The 19,934-nt window shown below is 39.8% G+C and carries 24 protein-coding genes; 11 read left to right on the top strand and 13 right to left on the bottom strand.

Translation table 11 applies throughout. The features are described 5' to 3' along the window. The first annotated feature begins 11 nt into the window (after positions 1-11). From EHQ47_RS15460 to gshAB, 10 genes are all read left to right on the top strand, one after another. On the top strand, positions 12-1,250 hold the full coding sequence (locus EHQ47_RS15460; protein WP_135747918.1) for an EAL domain-containing protein: 1,239 nt from the start codon (positions 12-14) through the stop codon (positions 1,248-1,250). A gap of 94 nt (positions 1,251-1,344) precedes the next feature. Further along, complete coding sequence (sufC, locus tag EHQ47_RS15455; RefSeq protein ID WP_135747917.1) at positions 1,345-2,097, top strand: Fe-S cluster assembly ATPase SufC; 753 nt, start codon at positions 1,345-1,347, stop codon at positions 2,095-2,097. Continuing rightward, positions 2,094-3,251 (top strand): SufB/SufD family protein, encoded by a 1,158-nt coding sequence (locus EHQ47_RS15450; protein ID WP_135777533.1) that lies wholly within the window; start codon positions 2,094-2,096, stop codon positions 3,249-3,251. Before sufC ends, EHQ47_RS15450 begins: the two co-directional genes overlap by 4 nt. Next, positions 3,251-3,565: a Rieske (2Fe-2S) protein gene (locus EHQ47_RS15445; RefSeq protein ID WP_135747951.1), complete on the top strand. Its 315-nt coding sequence runs from the start codon at positions 3,251-3,253 to the stop codon at positions 3,563-3,565. Before EHQ47_RS15450 ends, EHQ47_RS15445 begins: the two co-directional genes overlap by 1 nt. Beyond that, positions 3,562-4,806 (top strand): cysteine desulfurase, encoded by a 1,245-nt coding sequence (locus EHQ47_RS15440; RefSeq protein ID WP_135747915.1) that lies wholly within the window; start codon positions 3,562-3,564, stop codon positions 4,804-4,806. Before EHQ47_RS15445 ends, EHQ47_RS15440 begins: the two co-directional genes overlap by 4 nt. Then, a complete protein-coding gene (locus tag EHQ47_RS15435; protein WP_135747950.1) occupies positions 4,790-5,212 on the top strand; it encodes an iron-sulfur cluster assembly scaffold protein in 423 nt (140 codons plus the stop codon). The genes EHQ47_RS15440 and EHQ47_RS15435 overlap by 17 nt, the downstream gene beginning before the upstream one ends. After that, positions 5,209-5,532, top strand: a complete 324-nt coding sequence (locus tag EHQ47_RS15430; protein WP_135693623.1) for a metal-sulfur cluster assembly factor — start codon at positions 5,209-5,211, stop codon at positions 5,530-5,532. The genes EHQ47_RS15435 and EHQ47_RS15430 overlap by 4 nt, the downstream gene beginning before the upstream one ends. After that, entirely contained in the window at positions 5,529-7,289 is a 1,761-nt protein-coding gene (ggt, locus tag EHQ47_RS15425) for a gamma-glutamyltransferase (protein ID WP_135747914.1), read from the top strand. The genes EHQ47_RS15430 and ggt overlap by 4 nt, the downstream gene beginning before the upstream one ends. A gap of 3 nt (positions 7,290-7,292) precedes the next feature. Continuing rightward, positions 7,293-8,885 carry a glutamate--cysteine ligase gene (gene gshA / locus EHQ47_RS15420; RefSeq protein ID WP_135747913.1) on the top strand — a complete coding sequence of 531 codons (1,593 nt, stop codon included), beginning with the start codon at positions 7,293-7,295 and terminating at the stop codon, positions 8,883-8,885. Between the two features lies 1 nt (position 8,886). Further along, the gene (gene gshAB / locus EHQ47_RS15415) at positions 8,887-9,894 is read left to right on the top strand and encodes a bifunctional glutamate--cysteine ligase GshA/glutathione synthetase GshB (protein ID WP_135747912.1); all 1,008 of its coding nucleotides are present in this window, start codon (positions 8,887-8,889) and stop codon (positions 9,892-9,894) included. Between the two features lie 125 nt (positions 9,895-10,019). Here gshAB and EHQ47_RS15410 read toward each other — a convergent pair whose 3' ends face one another. From EHQ47_RS15410 to EHQ47_RS15360, 11 genes are all read right to left on the bottom strand, one after another. Next, positions 10,020-10,262: a glutathione S-transferase N-terminal domain-containing protein gene (locus EHQ47_RS15410; protein ID WP_135747911.1), complete on the bottom strand. Its 243-nt coding sequence runs from the start codon at positions 10,260-10,262 to the stop codon at positions 10,020-10,022. Positions 10,263-10,267: 5 nt separating this feature from the next. Then, positions 10,268-10,576 (bottom strand): Grx4 family monothiol glutaredoxin, encoded by a 309-nt coding sequence (gene grxD, locus EHQ47_RS15405; RefSeq protein WP_135747910.1) that lies wholly within the window; start codon positions 10,574-10,576, stop codon positions 10,268-10,270. 2 nt (positions 10,577-10,578) lie between these two features. Next, a complete protein-coding gene (locus EHQ47_RS15400) occupies positions 10,579-10,803 on the bottom strand; it encodes a BolA/IbaG family iron-sulfur metabolism protein (protein WP_135693617.1) in 225 nt (74 codons plus the stop codon). Position 10,804: 1 nt separating this feature from the next. Beyond that, on the bottom strand, positions 10,805-11,476 hold the full coding sequence (locus EHQ47_RS15395) for a glutathione S-transferase family protein (RefSeq protein ID WP_135777532.1): 672 nt from the start codon (positions 11,474-11,476) through the stop codon (positions 10,805-10,807). A gap of 15 nt (positions 11,477-11,491) precedes the next feature. Continuing rightward, entirely contained in the window at positions 11,492-11,773 is a 282-nt protein-coding gene (locus tag EHQ47_RS15390; protein ID WP_135777531.1) for a BolA family protein, read from the bottom strand. Next, complete coding sequence (locus EHQ47_RS15385) at positions 11,757-12,527, bottom strand: ABC transporter permease (RefSeq protein ID WP_135693614.1); 771 nt, start codon at positions 12,525-12,527, stop codon at positions 11,757-11,759. Before EHQ47_RS15385 ends, EHQ47_RS15390 begins: the two co-directional genes overlap by 17 nt. Positions 12,528-12,529: 2 nt before the next feature. Beyond that, positions 12,530-13,447 carry an ABC transporter ATP-binding protein gene (locus EHQ47_RS15380; RefSeq protein ID WP_135777530.1) on the bottom strand — a complete coding sequence of 306 codons (918 nt, stop codon included), beginning with the start codon at positions 13,445-13,447 and terminating at the stop codon, positions 12,530-12,532. Beyond that, a complete protein-coding gene (gene trhO / locus EHQ47_RS15375; protein WP_135747908.1) occupies positions 13,448-14,479 on the bottom strand; it encodes an oxygen-dependent tRNA uridine(34) hydroxylase TrhO in 1,032 nt (343 codons plus the stop codon). Next, positions 14,476-15,858, bottom strand: a complete 1,383-nt coding sequence (locus tag EHQ47_RS15370) for a dihydrolipoyl dehydrogenase (RefSeq protein WP_135777529.1) — start codon at positions 15,856-15,858, stop codon at positions 14,476-14,478. The genes trhO and EHQ47_RS15370 overlap by 4 nt, the downstream gene beginning before the upstream one ends. A gap of 95 nt (positions 15,859-15,953) precedes the next feature. After that, a complete protein-coding gene (locus EHQ47_RS15365; RefSeq protein WP_135747906.1) occupies positions 15,954-16,745 on the bottom strand; it encodes an SDR family NAD(P)-dependent oxidoreductase in 792 nt (263 codons plus the stop codon). Then, positions 16,742-17,752, bottom strand: a complete 1,011-nt coding sequence (locus EHQ47_RS15360) for a zinc-binding alcohol dehydrogenase family protein (RefSeq protein ID WP_135777528.1) — start codon at positions 17,750-17,752, stop codon at positions 16,742-16,744. The genes EHQ47_RS15365 and EHQ47_RS15360 overlap by 4 nt, the downstream gene beginning before the upstream one ends. A 96-nt stretch (positions 17,753-17,848) precedes the next feature. Here EHQ47_RS15360 and EHQ47_RS15355 point away from each other — a divergent pair, with 96 nt between their 5' ends. Beyond that, positions 17,849-18,751 (top strand): LysR family transcriptional regulator, encoded by a 903-nt coding sequence (locus EHQ47_RS15355; protein WP_135777527.1) that lies wholly within the window; start codon positions 17,849-17,851, stop codon positions 18,749-18,751. Here EHQ47_RS15355 and EHQ47_RS15350 read toward each other — a convergent pair. Then, complete coding sequence (locus tag EHQ47_RS15350; protein WP_244290379.1) at positions 18,741-19,505, bottom strand: endonuclease; 765 nt, start codon at positions 19,503-19,505, stop codon at positions 18,741-18,743. The genes EHQ47_RS15355 and EHQ47_RS15350 overlap by 11 nt on opposite strands. Next, on the bottom strand, positions 19,502-19,894 hold the full coding sequence (locus EHQ47_RS15345) for an MAPEG family protein (RefSeq protein WP_135747903.1): 393 nt from the start codon (positions 19,892-19,894) through the stop codon (positions 19,502-19,504). The genes EHQ47_RS15350 and EHQ47_RS15345 overlap by 4 nt, the downstream gene beginning before the upstream one ends. Positions 19,895-19,934: the final 40 nt, after the last annotated feature.

Raw genomic sequence — 19,934 nt, 5'->3', positions numbered from 1 at the left:
GAAAGGGAACCATGTTCACAACGGAATCAACGGAAGGAAACCAGTTTTGGAACGAGACATACTTTGTCCCTCATTTCCAACCCATCGTCAATGCAATCAATCGCTCTATTTCAGCTTATGAAGTGCTTGGGCGACAGTTCAATCCAGAGGAAAACACCTACCATTCTTTAGGTGGGCTTTTCCACAATCGGGACCAGGATCCAGTTCCGGTGTACAATATTGACCGCATCCTTAGGGAAAAGGCAGTCCAGACTTTGAAAGAGAGTAATCTGCGGACCAAACTCTTTTTCAATATGATGCCGAACTTTCTTTCAAGGGTTCATCATACCGATCTTTTTGCTGAAAACTTTCACATCATCCAACTCATTGAAAAATATGGAATTGATCGCAACCAAGTGGTGATCGAAATCACAGAGGATGAATTTGATGGATCGATTGATCGTCTGATCCAAATTGTTCAAATTTTCCGAGATTATGGTTTAAAAATTGCGATCGATGATTTGGGAACTGGATTTTCCAATTTGGAACGAATTGGGTATTTACACCCAGACATTATGAAAGTCGACATTCGCATCATGCGAGAGAGTCTGAACAAAAATTCCTTCAAACAAGTCCTGGGTGCCATTTCGGAAATGTCTCAAAAACTCGGAAGCCAACTTCTTTTTGAAGGGATTGAAACCGAGGAAGAGGTGAATCTGGCCCTTTCCATGGGTGCCAATCTATTACAAGGTTTTTACTTTTCTACCCCCAATCCACATTTTCTCAACCGCAATACTTTCTCTGATAAAATGAAAACAGTACTCGAAAACTTTTCTAGTGTTCGCTCTAAGGAACTTCGGGAAAAAGGAGTCCGGGAACAAAGGATCATCGACCAACTCCAAGATTTGTTTTATGAACTTTCTGATGTCAAAGAGGATGAATTCTCCTATCGGTTTGGCCAAATCCTAAGTTCTTTGCCAAGAGAAATCTTAAAGGTTTTTGTTTGTGATGGGGAAGGTTACCAAATCACTCCTACTTACGATTTGGATCGTTTGAATGGTGGGTATTTGGAAAGATCCAGACAAATTGGAAACAATTACGCTTGGAAACCCTACTTTTTAAAACACAAAGAAGAGTCGGAGCGGTTTCGCAAAAAATGGGGGGTCACTTACCCTTTGTATGATATTTCGAACCAAAACCAATATGTGATTTTTACCTTCTCTCTAATGGATGGAAAGATCCTGATTGCACAGGTGGGTTGGTCGGAATAGAATCTTGTTTTTTTTGAGTGGTGCTTTTTCCTGGTAGAAGGGATTCGTCTAAATTATAGAATCATTCTAAATACATACAATACAGGATACCACCTTGTCCGCTATTCTCGAAATTAAATCTCTGCACGCTAGTGTAGGGGACAAAACGATCCTCCGGGGAGTCAATCTCACCATCGGGCCCGGAGAGGTTCATGCCATTATGGGACCCAATGGGTCAGGAAAGAGTACACTTTCCAATGTCATCCTTGGCCACCCAAAATATACGATCACATCGGGGGACATTCTCTTTAAGGGAGAGTCCATTTTAAACAAAACAACCGATGAAAGGGCAAGGCTTGGGCTCTTTTTGTCCTTCCAATACCCAACTTCCCTTCCCGGTGTTACCATTGGAAATTTTCTAAAATCAATTCTCAAAGCACATAGGGGAAAGGAAGTTCCCGTCAAAGAATTCAAACAAGAATTAAAACAATCCATGGATCTTTTGGAAGTGCCTCAGTCATTTATCGGTCGTTATGTGAACGATGGTTTTTCCGGTGGGGAAAAAAAACGAGCTGAAATTTTACAGATGAGTTTGTTAAAACCAGTTTTATCCATTTTGGATGAAACCGATTCTGGTTTGGATATTGATGCACTTCGCATTGTTTCGGAAGGAATCAATTCGAATCGAAATCCAGAACGTTCTATTCTACTCATCACCCATTACCAAAGGATGCTTAATTATATTGTTCCTGATTTTGTACACGTGTTTGCTGATGGACGAATTTTAGAAACTGGTGGCAAGGACCTTTCCTTAAAACTAGAGGAAGTTGGCTATGATTGGATTTTGGAGAGAGAAGGGGTCAAATGAATTCCTCACTCATCAAAAATCGATTGGTTCTCACAAAAGAACAAAATCCAAAATTTCATTCCGCCTTATTCGAAATTTGGAATCAGTTAGAAATTCCAAAAGATTCAGAAGAAGCATGGAGAAAATTCCCAATTGGTTCTGTAGATTGGAACGAATTACAATTTGATCCAAAGGAAATCATCAGTGTTTCGTCTGAAGAAAATTCAGCAGAACAGGCATTATCTGAGGAAGTCATTGATTCCATTTTTACAGATATTTTAAAATACACACCAAAGGATTATTTTGCTTTTCTTAGTTTGGTTGCTGCATCTAAATACGAAGTTTTTCTTCTGGAAGAGGGAGAGTCGGATTTTGAATTTGAAGAAGAAGGGGATAAACCAAAACATTCCGTACGGATTTTTTATCTCACAAAGGGAAAAACAACCAAAACACAAATCCAATTCAAAAACCAACATGATTCGGATAACCTACATCTGACTTCGGCTTTGGATTTTTATATTGCAGATGATTCTTCTTATTTAGAGATTTTGGATCGTGAATTGAGTGATCCGGATTTATACCGTTTCCGTAATGTTTGTATTCTTGGCCGAAATGATTCCCATGTAAAATATCACTATTATCCTATGGGCGGATTTCGTTCTAAATTGTTTTTGCATGCTCATTTACTTGGGAAAGGTGCGGAAGTGACTGTAGATGGGGTGTCTGCTCTTGGCGGTCGAAACCTTAAGGATTTAGATATGGAAATGTTCCATCATGCGGATTTTACCACTAGTAAAATTAGTTACAAAGCCATTGTGACTGATAAATCCCACCATATTTTTACGGGAAATTTGATCATTCCACCAAACTTAAAAAAGGTGACTGCTCACCAAGAATCGTTTAACCTATCGTTGAATAAAAAGGCAAGAGCAGAGGCCAATCCTAAATTGGAAGTTCTTGCAGAAGATGTATCTTGTACACATGGGGCAACGGTCGGAGACATCGATGAGGAACAGTATTTTTATCTTTTGTCACGCGGACTCACTCCAGAAGAATCAAAGTCTTTACTTGTCACTGCCTTTTATGGTGAAACCATTCATTCGATTGGATTTTCAGAAGATATAAAGTTATCATTAGAATCTGAAATCAAAGAGATTCTTGTAGGAGGCAAATGATGGCCTTTAAAAAATTAATCTCTGTTTCCGAAGTTGGTGAAGGCAGTTTGGTGGTAGTCAAAACCCGTCATTTTAATGTTGTTGTGACAAAAGTCGAAGGGGAATTCTTTGCGTTTGAAGATTCTTGTACGCATGATGGAGAAGAAATCTCTTGCGGAAAATTAGAAGGATGCGTCATCACTTGTCCAAGGCATTTTGCAAAGTTTGATGTCCGCACGGGAAAGGTATTGGCTCTTCCGGCAACAGAACCCCTTGTGATTTTTCCGGTACGAGTGAACGGAGATGATTTGGAAGTAGACTTGGAGGCGGTATGAGTTTAGATCCTTACCAAATCAGAAAGGACTTTCCTATTTTATCTCGCATTTTGCCAAATGGCAAACCGCTTGTATATTTAGACAATGGTGCTTCTTCCCAAAAACCCCAGTCGGTGATTGATGCAACGAACCAATATTATACGAACGATAATGCCAATATCCATAGGGGAGTATATTATTTATCCCAACATGCAACCGAACTTTTTGAACGCACAAGGATTAAAACTTCTCATTTTTTTCAAGCACAGTGTGCAAAAGCAATCATCTTCACTCGTGGAACAACCGATGCCATCAATTTAGTGGCGCAGACCTGGGGTCGAACCAATATAAGTGAGGGGGATGAGATTGTATTATCCGTCCAGGAACACCATTCCAATCTAGTGCCTTGGCAAATGTTGGCTTTAGAGAAAAAGGCATTTTTAAAATTCATTCCTATCCAGGAAGATACCACTTACGATTTATCTAACTTGAATGAAATCATCACCAAACGGACAAAACTTGTCGCTATCAGTCAGATGTCCAATGTGACCGGAACGGTTCATGACCTAACAAGGATTATCAATCGTGTCCGCCAAGTGGGCGCAAAAGTTTTGGTTGATGGGGCGCAGGCAGCCTGCCATATGCCCATCCATTTGGTGGATATGGACGTGGACTTTTATGCATTTTCCGCCCATAAGATGCTTGGGCCAACAGGGGTGGGAGTTCTTTTCGGAAAAGAAGAAATTCTGGAAGCTATGCCACCTTGGCTTGGTGGTGGGGACATGATCGAATCTGTGGAACTGGAAACATCTACATATGCGGCCCTTCCGGCAAAACTAGAAGCAGGGACTCCCAACATCGCTGGTGTGATTGGATTTAGTCATGCACTTGATTACTTACAAAAAGTAGGGATGAAAAACATCAAAGAACACGAACGGATGTTAACCGAGTATGCATTAGAAAAACTCAATCGAATTGGTGGCCTTCATATTTATGGAACAGAAGATTTAGACAAAAGAGGAGGAGTTGTATCCTTTACGATGGACGGAATCCATCCCCATGATGTAGGATCCATTCTGGATGAAGAAGGGGTTGCGATTCGTGTGGGCCACCACTGTTGCCAACCTCTGATGAAACAATTATCCATTCCTGGGACTTGTCGTGCTTCTTTTTATTTATACAATACAAAAGAAGACATCGATGCCCTCGTACATTCGATTGAAAAAGTAAAATCAATCTTTGGTCGTGTCGCAAGAAAGTAAATTTGAAGATTTCCTACGATGGAAATCCTTCGGGTTATGGGAGAAACCTTCGGTTCCTTACCAAACACTAAAAGGTCTCAATCCTCTTTGCGGCGATGAAATTTATATTTATTACCAAGAGAAAGAAGACCATAACTTCCAGATTTTGGGACTTGGTGGTGAGTCTTGTTCGATCTGCTCGGCTGCGGCAGGTCTTCTTTTTCGAAAGAAAGAAGGACTTACCCCAGACCAATTCCAGTCTTATCTACTAGATCGGAAAAATTTTTTGGATGGTGAGGATTCTTGTTTGATTGGAGACGAAGAAGAGATATCCTTTTGGAAGGTCCTTCGTAACCATCCCGGCCGTTATCGTTGCGGTCTCCTTCCTTGGCAGACCTTAGTAAAATTCAGAGAGGGTAATTTATGATTCGTGATCCAGAAACAGAAAAGGAATGGGAAGTATTCCATAGTGTTCGTATGGTGGAAGACCCGGAAATCGGCATCTCACTCATTGAACTAGGTTTGATTTATGATATCAAGGTAGAAGGTGAAAAAGCGGACATCACTATGACCTATACTTCGCTTGCTTGTCCCGCCGGCCCCCAGATGAAACAAGACATTGAAAACCATGCCCTTCGGGTAGATGGGATTAACGAAGCGGTGGTCCATGTCGTTTGGAATCCGAAGTGGGAACCTCGTTCTATGGCAAGCGAAGAAGCCAAAATGCAAATGGGGATCTTCGATTGAATTTTCCTTTTAAAATCCGTCTCCTTTTCCTTTTTTTATTTGTCTTTAACAGTTGTGAGACGATTCCTTTTTTACAAGGATCTTTTTCGGGAAAGGAAGAAACCAAACTTCATCTCCCACAGATTGAGGGAGCCGATACAAAACGGGATCGTTATGAATTTTCAGGAAAAGAGATCATCATTTCTTCCGACCACCCTCTGGCCTCTCAAGCAGGGATGGAGGTTTGGAAACAAGGGGGGAATGTGGTGGATGTTTTTGCCGCTTCTAGTTTTGCGATCTCCGTCCTTCGTCCTCATTCCACAGGTTTATTCGGGGGAGGATTTGCAGTTATTGTTTTGCCCCAAAAAGGAAAATGGGCTTACGATTTCAGAGAACGTTCTCCGAAGAAAGGGACTTCTTCTTTTTACCTAAATCCAGATGGCTCAGTGGTTTCTGGTAAAACTTTAAAAGGTGCCTACAGTGCAGGGGTTCCGGGAAACGTACAGGGAATTTTACAAATCCAAAAACAACATGGGAAATTACCATTAAGTGCGATTTTAGCACCTTCGATTCGTTATGCGAAGAATGGTTTTTCTGTGTATGCTGATTTAGCAAATGTGGTCTCGAAAACTTGGCCAGAAATGAATCCAGCCATGAAAAAAGTTTTTGGGATTGATAACCGTGCCATTCGGGAAGGTGAACTTCTCATCCAAGAAGATCTGGCAAAAACTTTGGAACGTATTGTTGAAAATGCAGAGAAAGAGTTTATCGAAGGGGAAACCATCCAACTGGTGACCAACTATTATTCGGAATATGAAAACTTCATCACAAGTGATGATTTCAAAACCTATCAAGTTCGGGTGACGGATCCTTTGGTAAGTTCAACTTGGGGACATACTGTCCTCACCATGCCACCACCTAGTTCTGGTGTTCATCTCGTGACGATGATGAATTTATATTCGGAAATGCAAAAACGAAAGTCATTTCCTTCGGGGGATGTGGGGGAAATGATTCGCATCATCGAATCGATGCGGGTGGCTTATCGGGACCGAGCCGAACTAGGAGGAGATCCATTCTACACAACAGTGCCCGTTCCCAAACTTTTGTCTTTAGGTTATGCCAAAGAGGAAGTAAACGAAATTGAAAAAAAAGTAGTTTCGGGGAGTTGGCCCGGGCCAAAAGAAGAAAGTAAAAAATCTGAATCTTATAATACCACTCATATCTCGATTATGGATAAGGATGGAAATGCTGTTTCTTCCACGCAGTCCATCAATGGAATTTTTGGGGCAGTGCAGATGGTCCCGGGCACTGGTCTTGTTCTGAACAATACAATGGATGATTTTGCTGTCGCACCGGGTGTTCCGAATCTCTACGGACTTATTGGTTCCAAGGCAAATGCGATTGAACCTGGGAAAACTCCACTTTCCAGTATGAGCCCAACCATCCTTCTGGATGAGGTTGGGAAAACCAAGATGGTGATTGGAGCTCCCGGTGGTTCACAAATTCCCACTTCCATCTTCAATACCTTATACCGGTATTTGGTCCAAAAAGAGGGCCTTTATGAAAGTGTTTCGTATCCGAGAATCCACCACCAATTCCAACCAGATCGTATTTTTTTAGATCCAGAAATAAAAGACTCCTTTCCGCAAACGGAATTACCATTTTACCAAGTCCAATATATTAGGCATCGTGCGAAAGTATTTGCCGTTGTGAGAGAGGGAGACCGTCTGATTGGCGTGTCAGATCCCAAAGGGGAAGGAGTCCCTTTAGGTTTTTAAACCATGAAATCAAAGTTATTAACATCGAACAAAAAAAATTCAACCCGTAATTTATTATCAGAAGAATACAGAGCCTGTTTACTAAGCGCCAAACATGGATTAGAGAGAGAAAGTGTTCGTGTGGACGGAAAATCTCAAATTTCCGCAAACCCACATCCGAAATCTTTGGGCTCCAGTTTAACCCACCCACTCATTAAAACCGATTTTGCCGAAGCTCAAATCGAATATGCAACAAATGTACATAAGTCTATTCCGGATGCAATACGAGAACTGACAGAATTACACGCTTTTACTGCCAGTCGATTGGATGCAGAATATTTATGGCCTTTTAGTATGCCCCCAGTTTTACCTTCTGAAAATAAAATCGAAGTGGGAAATTATGGAACCTCTGTAGAAGGTCGAAAAAAAACCATCTATCGAAATGGATTAGGGTATCGGTATGGCAAGAAGATGCAAACGATCTCAGGTGTGCATTACAATATTTCCTTCGACACTTGTATGTTGTCGGTAGTTTCTGAAAAACGTTTTAAAAAACCATTAACGCCAAATACGAAGTCACAAATATACTTTGATACCATTCGAAATTTTTATAGAATTTCACCTGCTTTATTGTATTTATTTGGGTCTTCTAGTTTAACGGATATTACTTTTACAGAAGAGTCAAAACAAATTAAAAAACTAGATTCTAAAACTTTAAAATCGGATTTTGCAACTACTCTTCGACTTTCTAGTATTGGTTATACAAGTAAAGTGCAAGGGAAATATCCTATTTCGGTAAATTCTCTGGAAGAGTATGCGTCTGATATGTGTCAGGTTGTTTCCAAATCATACACACCATACAAAACGTTCAATGGAAAACCAACCAATCAGTTGAATGACCATATCCTTCAATTGGAAAATGAATACTACTCTCTTGTCCGTCCGAAACAAGTGCCAAAAGGTGACGAACGAGTGGTGGATGCCCTTGTTGAACGGGGAGTGGAATACTTAGAAATTAGGCTTTTGGATTTGGATCCCTTTTCTGCCATCGGTGTGGAAGAAAATAGACTCTATTTCTTACATATGGTGCTGCTCTATTGTATGTTAAATGAATCACCTAAAGCAGATTTGGTGGAAATGGCAGACTGGAGAAAAAACCAAGAAGTAACCACATGGTTTGGTAGAAAGGAAGAAACAAAAGTTAAGTTTATGGGAGAGGAGATGAATCTCCGAGATTTAACCTACCAACTCTTTGTCGAAATTCAACCCATCGCTGACTTATTGGATGAAAATGATGGGAGTGGCCCTTACAGTAAAGCTTGGGAAAATTTTTGGGAGAAATGGAACGATCCAAGCCAATTAGGTTCCACAATGTCAGAACTTGATTTAAAAATTCATAAATCCAGTTTTCGTGAATTTGGCCTGACACTTGCAAAATTACATAAAGAAGAACTTTTACAATACTCACTACCACCAAACGTAATCAAGTATTATGAAGATTTGAGTGTACAATCCATTTACGAACAACAAAAGATTGAAAACCTAGAGGGCAGTCATTTAAAGAAAAATCAAAAACCGATTCAAATTAAACCTCTGAAACTTTGTAGTGGGGTTTGAAGTGGCGGAGGGAAAACCATTACCAGCAGGCTTTGAAGATTTAGAAATTTCCACTCAGATCATCATTCGGGATGCCCTTACACGAGGGATTAAAATTGAGATGGTTGATCGCAAAGAAAATTTCCTACGTCTCGTCCAAGGAAATCACACGGAGTTCGTCAAAGAAGCGAGTAAAACGAGACTCGATAGTTTGATGACATACCTTGTCATGGAGAATAAAATTGCCTCCAAACTTGTGTTAGAGGAGAGTGGAATCCGTGTTCCTGTGGGTCGAAATTATTCAAATTTAGAATCTGCTTTGGAAGACTATTCTTTCTTTTTAGATAAAAAGAAAGTCATTAAACCTGTCACAACCAACTTTGGATTGGGAATTGGAATTTCGGAGCCAGGAGATAGTTTAGAAAAATTTACTTCCTTTGTGAAAATTGCTCTTGGACTTTCCAATTCTATCATCATAGAAGAATTTATGGAAGGTCCCGAATATCGATTTTTGGTGTTAGGTGATGAGGTGATGGCTGTTTGTAACCGAGTTCCTGCCAATGTCATGGGAGATGGAAAAAGTTCGATTCGGGAACTGATCCAAAAAAAGAATGAAGATCCTAGGCGGGGAGAAGGCCATAAAACCGCACTGGAAAAAATCCAGATGTCGGAAGTGGAATCACTAATCCTAAAAGACCAAGGCCTAGGTTTTGATTCGGTTCCCAGTTTAGGGGAACAAATTTTTCTCCGAAAAAATTCAAATATCTCTACCGGTGGGGATTCCCTCGATGTGACAGACAATGTACATCCAGAATTCAAATCCATTGCTGTATCTTGTGCCAAGGCCGCAGGGGCTGTGATATGTGGGATCGATATCATTTCCTCAAGTATTGAATCAAAACCAGATCCAAAGACTTATGCAATCTTAGAAATCAACTTCAATCCTGTTCTTTATATCCATGAGTTCCCCTACAGCGGCAAACCAAGGTTTGTTGGTGATAAAATATTGGATTTACTTGGTTTTCAATGATTGATTTGTTTATGTTTGGATTCTAAAATACTAGAATTTTTAGAAGGAAGGAACTTGGTTCCAAACCAATCTCTATAAAATTTGCTTCTATGTAATCCGACTTTGAAGGAAAAACATTCTTTCGATTAAGAGTATTTTGATCTTAAGTAAGTGATGATGTCTGCAGATTCATACATTTGCACATCGCCATCGACGAGAAAAGGAACTTGAGAAATTCCTCCAAGCCGAACCACTTCTGCTCGGCCAGGAGTTCCGTACGATGCCTCCACAAATTCAATGTCTTTGCCAGGTACAAGACCAAGTGCTTCCGTTGTATGGATCACTCGTCTGCAATAAGGGCAAGTATCATATTGGAAGAGGCGGATCATAAAAATTATCCTGCTTTTTTGGTAAGCTCGCCAGACTGAGCCATTTGCACTGTGATGTCGTGACCACCTACAAATTCACCTTTGATGTAAAGTTGAGGGATGGTCGGCCAGTTGGTAAATTCTTTGATTCCTTCTCTGATTTTCATATCAGAAAGAACATTAAACGATCCAAACGGAATTCCAAGTTGTTTGAGAGTTGAAACTACTCCTGCTGAAAATCCGCATTGTGGCATTTCCGGTGTTCCTTTCATAAAAAGAAAAACTTTTTCTGAATTGATTAAGGATTCAATTTTGTCCTTTAACTCTTGTTCCATGGTTATTCGCTCCTAGTTTCCAATGCCAAAGCATGGATTTCTTCTTTTAATTCATCTTTCAAAGTGGCATACACCATCCGGTGTTGTTCAATGAGGCCCTTGCCAGCAAAGCCAGAAAAGGTAACCACTGCTTTGATATGGACTCCGTCCCGATAGGGATCAAGAATTTCCACTCGAGAGCCGGGTAGGCCATCTTCAATTTTTTTTTGGATTTCTGGGATTGTCATCCTATAGTATTCCTCCCATCCAGGAATGGTGGGCTTTGATAAATTCAAGATATTCTTTAGGCACTTCTGGTAAAACAGAATTCTTTACAGAAGGCAATGAAAGTAAAGTTTCGCTCCACTTTTGGATTTTTGGAAAATCATTCAGCAAATAAAGTTCTGGGTTGTGATCGGCCAAAAATTGCAGGCGCATAAAAAATGGAGCAAAGGCAGTATCCACCAAATGCATTTTGGATCCAGCAAAGAAAAGAGAATTGCCAGTGGGAGAAGGAAGGCCTGCTTCTAAGATTTTGAATTTGGAAAGGAGTTCTTCTCTTTTTTTATCGGAATCTGTTTTTTCCTTTGCCATCGTCCATCCGTATTGGTCCACAAGGAGGGCACTGGCAAATTCTGTCCAGGAGCGATGTTTGGCCTTTTGGATAGGATCTTTCGGATGAAGAGCCGGTGCGCTTGTTTCGTCTAGGTATTCATTGATGACCGCAGATTCAAAAATGACATCGTCTCCCACTTGTAAGACGGGTACTTTCCCAAACGGAGAGATCTTTAAAAACCAATCAGGTTTGTTTGCGAGGTCGATGTATTTGATATCATAATCCACTTTTTTTTCAAGAAGGTTGATCACAGATCTTTGGACATAGGGACAAAGTTTAAAGCTGATGAGAACGGGTTTTGTCATACTGATTAGACTCACCTAAGGAGCAGAAAGATCCATTTCCAGAGCATGGAGGCCTTTCTTAAATTCTTCTCCGAGTTCAGCGTAGACCAATCGGTGGTTTTCTACCGTGGATCTTCCGGAAAATTTGGAGGAAACCATTTGCAAACGGAAATGGGTTTCTTTGGAATCCTTGGTCATTCCTGGGTGGCCTGCATGTTCAAGAGATACGTCTCGAAGGAGGATTGACACAGGTTGAAATTTTTCTTGAAGGATGGTTTCCATTCGATTCAGTCTTGAGTTTTTAGTTTCTGATTCCATAACCAATTTTCATTAACCTCACATTGATGATAAAAAGAATTCCTGAAAGTAGAATGATGAACCCAAAAGAAAAGTATAAATTTACATCGGTCACACCAATAAATCCATAACGAAACAAGTTCACCATATAAAGGATGGGATTGAAGTAAGAAACCATTTGCCAAAATCCGGGTAGGTTTTTTACCGAATAAAAAACTCCACCAAGATACGTAAGGGGAGTTAAAATGAAGGTGGGAATGATAGTCACATCATCAAATTTTTTTGCAAACAGTGCATTAAAGAACCCACCTAAAGAAAACAAAATGGACGTCATAAGGACAGTGAAAAGAATCACAAACGGATTATGGAACCTGAGGTTTGTAAAAAATAGAGAGGTAAGTGTGACAAGTATTCCCACAAAGATTCCTCGAACAACACCACCAAAGGTATAACCGATGACAATGGTATAAGGTGAGGTTGGTGACACGAGTAACTCTTCGATGTTTTTCTGGAACTTACTGGAGAAAAAGGAAGATACGACATTGTTGTATGAATTGGTAATGACACTCATCATAATTAGGCCCGGAACAATGAACTCAATATAAGTAAATTCTCCTATTTTCCCAATTTGACGACCAACTAGTTCTCCAAAAATTAAAAAATATAAGGCCATCGTGATGACTGGTGGGATAAGAGTTTGCACCCAGATCCGAATGATGCGAATCCATTCTCTTCGCACAATGGTCTGTAAGGCTGTGAAGTTTTGTTTCCACATAATTAGTTTTTTCCTGTTAATGATAAAAAGAGTTCTTCCAATCGATTGGATTTATTTCTAAGGCTCAGAACTTCTAAGTTCAGTTTTGTAAGTTCGGTAAACAATTGGTTCACCGATTCTTTTTTATCCAACTGAACTTCTAAACTATGGTCATCTAACCAGTCCCAGGTGAACTTTTTTGAGATTGGTTTCGATTTGATCGATTTTTTTAAATCGATAATAAAAGTTTCTTTGTCCAAACGATGGAGGAGTTTTTTCATTGAAGTGTTTTCCACAATCTCTCCTTTATCGATGATGGCTATGTTCTTACATAGAGATTCTGCTTCTTCCAGGTAATGGGTAGTGAGGATGATGGTTTTTCCGGCTTGGTTTAGTTCTTTTAAAAATTCCCACATCGACCTACGGATTTCGATGTCCACACCTGCTGTGGGTTCATCTAAAATCAGAAGTTGGGGATCGTGGACGAGGGCCCTTGCAATCATCAGTCTTCGTTTCATCCCTCCGCTGAGTTGGCCTGCAGCTGACTTCCGTTTGTCGATCAGTGATAGTTTTTCTAAGTAATATTCAACTTTTTCCTTGGCTTCTTTGTATGGGATTCCGTAAAAACCTGCTTGGTTGATTAGGATTTGTTCCACAGCTTCAAAAATTCCAAAATTAAATTCTTGGGGAACAATCCCAAGAAAGGTTTTGGCAAGGTCAGGTTGCAAATCAATGTCTGTTCCAAAGATTTTGACTTTCCCTCCTGTTTTATTAATCAGAGAACTTAAAATTCCAATGGTTGTTGATTTCCCTGCACCATTGGGTCCAAGTAAGGCAAAAAAATCTCCTGATTCTACTTTCAGATTTATGGAACGAAGGGCTTTCACTCCATTGGCATATGTTTTTTCTAGACCTTCGAGTTCGATTGCGTATTTTTGCATTTATCTTCCTACTAGTTTCCTTGTTAGATGGTGTGTCGGATACTTTTTGTTTTTGATATTTTCTTTTCGTAAGTTTTTTTGTACATCTTCTGGGAGTAAGATGATATTTTTACATTCCTCGGAACAACAACCAAGAAGTTCTTTAGAACAATCTTCACATTGAACAAGAAGAACATGGCAACCGAGATTGGCGCAGTTGGTATGCCGATCACTTGGTTTTCCACAAGTATAACAAACGGTTAGAACATCATCTGTCACTCGTTCTCCTAAACGATCATCAAAAACAAAGTTCTTCCCTTTAAACTTAGAAGGGATTCCGGCATCTTGCACAGCTTTTGCATAATTGATGATCCCTCCACGCAATTGGTGGACTTTGGAAAAACCTTTGTATTTCAGATACGCACTGGCTTTTTCACAACGAATCCCACCGGTGCAGTAGAGTAGAATTTTTTTATCTTTGTTTTCTTTTAAGAGATCTTCCACAAGAGGTAGTTCTTCTCTAAACGTTCCCACATCAGGTAGAATGGCATTCTCAAAATGTCCGACTTCGGATTCATAATTATTTCGTAAATCCACCACAACCACACCAGGTTCGGAAAGGGCTTCATGAAACTCGAGAGGTGTTAGATGAGTTCCAACATCCGAAGGATCAAATTTTGAATCATCAAGTCCATCAGCTACAATTTTTTTGCGAACCTTAATGGCGAGTTTGATAAAACTTTCTTTTTTATCTTCGACAGCATCATTAAAATAGATTTTGTTTAGTTCGGGAATGGAATCTACTGCCGAACGTAGGGCTTCATAGTTTTCAATCGGGATTGAAAATTGGGCATTGATCCCTTCTTTTGCTAAATAAATTCTACCGAGGATACCTAAATCTTCAAAGGCATCATATAGTTTGTCCCGAAATTGAATTGGGTCTTCCAGTTTCACATAACGGTAAAAGGAAATGACACGGCGTTCCCTTGTGTCCATTTCCACACGTTTTTTTAAGGTTTCTTTGTCATAACGGTTGAATAAAAACTTTTTCATTTCTCACCTTTCAGTTTTTCTTCTTTTACTTTTCGAAAAGCATTTCTTGTGATCTCCGAAATGGCGGGATGGATATAGATCATTCCCAAAAAATCATCTAGTTTGGCTTTTAAATACATTCCGAGTAGGATTTGGTGGAGGAGGTTTGCTGCTTCCTCACCTATGATATGAGCACCAAGCACCTGTTCGGTTTCTTTGGAAACTAGCACTTTCACAAATCCGGAATCTGACATTCTTGCCATCCCAGTGGCACTGGAAGAATAGGGGTTTACACCTTTGTAATAGGGAATTTGTTTTTGGAGGAGTTCCTCTTCTGTGAATCCAACACTTGCAATTTGAGGGTGTGTGAAAACAGCCTCCGGCATGGGAGGGTATTGGATGGGTTGGTTTTCTTTTTTTCCATACAAAAGGTCAAAAAGATATTCCCCTTCAAAATTGGCGCTATGGCGAAAAAAATACCTACCGATCACATCCCCGAAAGCATAAATTCCAGGTTCTGTGGTTTCTAAGTGATCATTCACTTGGATGTATCCACTAACGTTTGTTTTGATTTTAGTATGTTCGAGTCCAAGGTCATCTGTATTTGGTCGAATACCCGTGGCCACTAGGAGTCGTTCAGCAGAATGAATGGTCTTTTTTCCTTCCTTGGTAACTCCTGTAACAAAAAAAAGATCATCTTTGAATTCTACTGTTTCGATTTGATAATGAGATTCGATGGGGAAGGGTAAATGTTTGTTTAATTCTTTTTTGATCTCACCATCTGCTGTTCGCAAAATATCTGTTCGTGTAAGTCCGATTACCTCAGAACCATAGGCTTTATAAGCGGCACCCAGTTCCAAAGAAATAAATCCGGCACCAATGATGATGAGTGATTTTGGAAACTTGTCCGGGGACAGTGCCTCTCTCGAAGTCCAAAAGGGAGTTGTTTTTAGTCCAGGGATATCTGGGATATTGGGTCTTGTCCCCGTAACAATAAATATATGTTTGGCGGTATAGGTTTCTTCTCCATCGGAAAGGATACGATTAGCTATGAATCGAACTTGTTTTGGGTAATAGTCTATATTTGGATTTTTTTCGTAAGCGATGGGAATGGAATCGGAATCTGATTTTACCGCCTCATTCACTCGTTTGAAAATTTTTGTGACATCAGCTACAGGTTTCTCTTTAAAAAATACAGGGAATTTTTCCGTATCCTCTGCCATACGTATGAGTTCAGAAGGATAAATCACCATTTTGGAAGGGATACAACCCCGATTGAGACAAGTCCCTCCCGGAGTTTCCTTTTCAAAAACAGCGACTTTTTTTCCGATCTTGGAAGGTGGGGTCACAAGTTTGGTTCCTGCCCCCGCCCCAATGACAATGATGTCATATTCTTTCATACTGGTTCCAGCTTGGAAATTTGCCGGTTTTCTGTAAATGAAGCAAAATTCCTTTTCCTATTTTTAGAAAAACCGGACCATCCAAGATCCGGGTTTTAGATCGATTTATAGACTCCTCCATCAGCTCGAACGGAGGCACCGTTGATCATTGATGCAAGTTCGCTTGTAAGGAAGAGGATGACATTAGCAATTTCCTCAGGTTTTGCAAAACGTCCGACTAAGGATGAGGGTCTATTTTCTCGAATGAAGTCCTTTGCCATTTCTTCTTTTGATTTTCCCTTTTCCTTTGCCAGGGACTCGATAAAATCTTCCACTCCTTCCGAAAGCGTAGGGCCAGGCAAAACCGAATTGACTGTGACACTTGTTCCCTTACAAACTTCGGCACTTCCTCTCGCAATCGAAAGTTGTGCGGTTTTACTCATCCCATAGTGAACCATTTCGACGGGAATGTTCAGAGCCGATTCACTTGAAACAAAAACAATGCGGCCGTAGTTTCTTTGGATCATCCCTTTTAAGTAATATTGGGTGAGTTCGGCACCACTTAAGACATTGGTTTCATACATTCTTTTCCAATCCTCTCTTTTGATTTCAAAAAAAGGTTTCGGCTCAAAGTATCCTGCATTGTTCACCAGTACATCAAGTTCTGGAATTTCTTTTGTTAATTTTTGGATACCTTCCTCTATTGCTAAATCTGCGGATACCCCACCTAACTTTGCATTCGGTACGATTGCTTTGATTTTGGAAATGGCCACTTTTACATCTTCTTCCGACCTACCGTGGAGGAACACTTCCGCACCTTCTTTTGTAAAACTCAGTGCGGTTTGAAATCCAATCCCTTTTGTGGATCCTGTCACCAAAACTTTTTTGTCTTTTAGACCTGTATTCATTTTTTGATTCCTCCAAGTACAATTTTACCAATCGTTTTTCCTGTTTGTAATAGTTCGTGTGCTTTGTTTAGACTCTCGACAGTCATCTCTCCCAAATCTAATTTGTTTGTTGGGAAAATTTTTCCTTTGTCCACAAGTTCCGCTATTTCTTCTAACAGTTGTTTTTGTTTGATTCGGTCTTCTGTTTGGTACATGGATTTTGTAAACATAAACTCATTTAAATATCCATTACTTTTGGATTTGAGAAGGTTCATATTGAGGGGAGATCCTGATTCGACGATCGAACATATATTTCCAAAGGGGAGGAGAACCTTTGCCAAATTTTCAAAATGGTCTTTCGGATCACTCAAAAGGAGGGCTTCATCAACTCCATTGAGTCCAAACGTTTGGATTTGCTCCAGGTAATCTTTGTTTGGATTTACTACCAAATCAGCACCGAGGGAACTGACCCAAGTAATCGATTCTTTTCGGGAAGCCGTCACAATGACCTTTGCATTTGTTTTTTGTTTTAAAATTTGGATGGTGATACTTCCCACACCCCCAGCACCTGCCACAACAAGAACTGTTTTATTTGTCATTGGATCCAATTTTAATTTCTCAAAAATGGACTCATAGGCAGTAATCGTTGTTAAAGGAAGGGATGCAGCTTCTTTGAAACTAAGAGTTTTTGGTTTTTTTCCTACTATAAACTCATCCACTACTTGGAATTCAGCATTACTGCCTGGTCTTTTGAGATCACCTGCATAAAAAACCTCGTCTCCCAATTGCAAAGTGGATACCTTTGCACCAAGTTCCGTCACAACACCTGCGCCGTCCCATCCTAAAATCCTTGGACCTGGATTTTCCTTTGTGATCGAATTTCTGACTTTATAATCGACTGGATTGACTGAAATCGCTTTGACTTCAATTCGAACATCGTGGGGTCCCATTGGTTCTTTCTGAACATCTAATATTTGTAATATGGATTTTTTCTCAATGGAATCATAAACTGCGGCAATTGCTTTCATTTGCCCGGTTTCTTAGGAGAGGGCAATTCGTAAATCAAAAATACTCAATTTGATAGTTAGTTGACTGATTGTATATATTTGATTTACAATAGAGTGATGATTTCACCCATTCGAGACCTAGATGACCTAAAAACCTTTGTTTTGGTGGTCCAGGAACGTAGTTTTACCCAAGTTGCCGGGCGCTTGGGGTTAACAAAGGCAGCGGTTGCCAAAAGAATCCAGGGTTTAGAAAAACTTTGGAACACTCAGTTGTTTTATCGGAATACAAGAAAGGTGATCCCCACAAGAGAGGCTGACCTAATTTTTCCAAAAGTAATCTCTGTCATTGAGAGTGTGAAAGAACTAGAAAATTCATTAACCAACAAAGATGAGTTAGAGGGAATCCTTAGGGTCACTTGTGTGAGTTCTATGGCAAAGAATTTTATATCCGAAATCATCGAAAAGTTCCAAGAACAAAATCCTAAAATTACCATCCAGCTTATCGTTACAGATAGTTTGCTCGATCTTATGGAAGAGTCGATTGATATTGGAATTCGTGTCGGAACAGAGATTCCATCGGGGCTTGTTGGAATGGAATTATTTAAAAATAAAATTTCAATTGTGGCGAGTCCGTTATATTTGAAAATGAGAAAGAAAATTCTTTCTCCAAAGGATTTAGAAACGCATAATCTTTTGTATTTGGAATTACATAAAACGATTCAATTTTCTGGAACTCATTTGTCTTTGAGTGATGTGACAAAGGAGAGATACTTTTTGTCAAATGATGCTGCAAGCCTTGTGCAAATGGGACTGAAAGGAAAAGGGGTTCTCATTCGTTCCTTTTGGGACATAGAAGAATATATCCAAGAAGGAAAACTGATTCCCATCCTCACCGACCAACCCTTAGAAAACTTTGGAAGTGTCTGGGTGATCCATCCGAGTAACCGGACTCCTTCCAGAAGGATGATGGTCTTTCGTAATTTTTTAGAATCCGAATGTAGTTTGCGATTCAATCAATGAATGGATTTTTAACCTTCTGGATTTTTTCGATGATTTCATTTTTTCGAATTTCAAAGGTATCGGGTGGATCCAGTTGGTTCCAAGATTCATAAAGTTTTCTTCTATTTTCTGGAACAGGAATTCCATATTTCCATTCCATATAAAAATAGGTTCGAGCAATATCACCGCGAATGTTTGGTTTGGGTTCTGCTGTTTGTTCTTTGAAATTGATTTCAAAATCACATAACCCATAGTTTCTTTCTTCACCTTCAATTTCTCCATACGAGAAGGTTCCACGGTCTGCATTGATTTCACCGGGAACAGGAACAATATTGTGCATATCCGCTTCCATTCGATTAAATTCAGGATCGGTGGCCCTGCAACATTTTCTTCCCCGCACTGGTTTTCCATTGGCCTCACAGTTTTTCTGGGTCCAACATTCACGACTGCTCCCAAAACTATGAGCAGGTACAATATGCTCCCACTCAATCCATGTTTGGCGATGGTTGTCTTTTCTGCTTGTGAGTCCACAGGATGAAAAATCGATTTTGAGCCTTCCAAAGTTTTCTTTATCTTCTGTAAAGGAACAACCACAATAGAAGTCAGTTCCCACCTTTTTATAAAAACGTTTGAGAATTCGTTTGGCTTTTTGAAAATCAAACTCCTTTGAGAGTAATTCTTTTGGTTCTTCTTTTTCTTCTGTTTGGGCATAGAGAAAAAAACTGACAAAACAAAGGAGAAAAAAAGTGAAATAGGGAAAGTTGATTTTTTTCAAGGGAGAATCGGTAGTAAATAGATCAACATTGTACAAAGAAATGCTAAAGTCCAAACGGTTGACCTAGCTTTCGGTAAATCCGCAATATAAAGATAAATATATAAAAAACGCAAAGCCACAAAACTCATCGCAAGAATTTCTAACCAATAAAAATCAACTTCCTGGAGAAGATTGAATAAAATGGCGACAGAAAAAATGGAAAATGCCTCAAACCCATTTTGATGTGCACCGTTTGCACGAGCACCCCAACCAGTGAGTTTTGATTGTTGCATTCTAGGATGATGGTTATCGTAACCTTTTCCTTCTTTTGCCATGGCGATGGCAACAATTCCTTTTGCTAAATAAATTTGGCCGATTGAAACAAGTAAACAAATAGTAATGATCGTCATTGGCTAAAGTTTGTCTTTTCTTTGTCGTTTGTAAAATACA

Origin of the sequence: Leptospira bourretii, from assembly GCF_004770145.1 — a bacterium.
Taxonomy (GTDB): Bacteria; Spirochaetota; Leptospiria; order Leptospirales; family Leptospiraceae; genus Leptospira_A; species Leptospira_A bourretii.
This window is presented reverse-complemented; position numbering and strand designations above follow the sequence as displayed.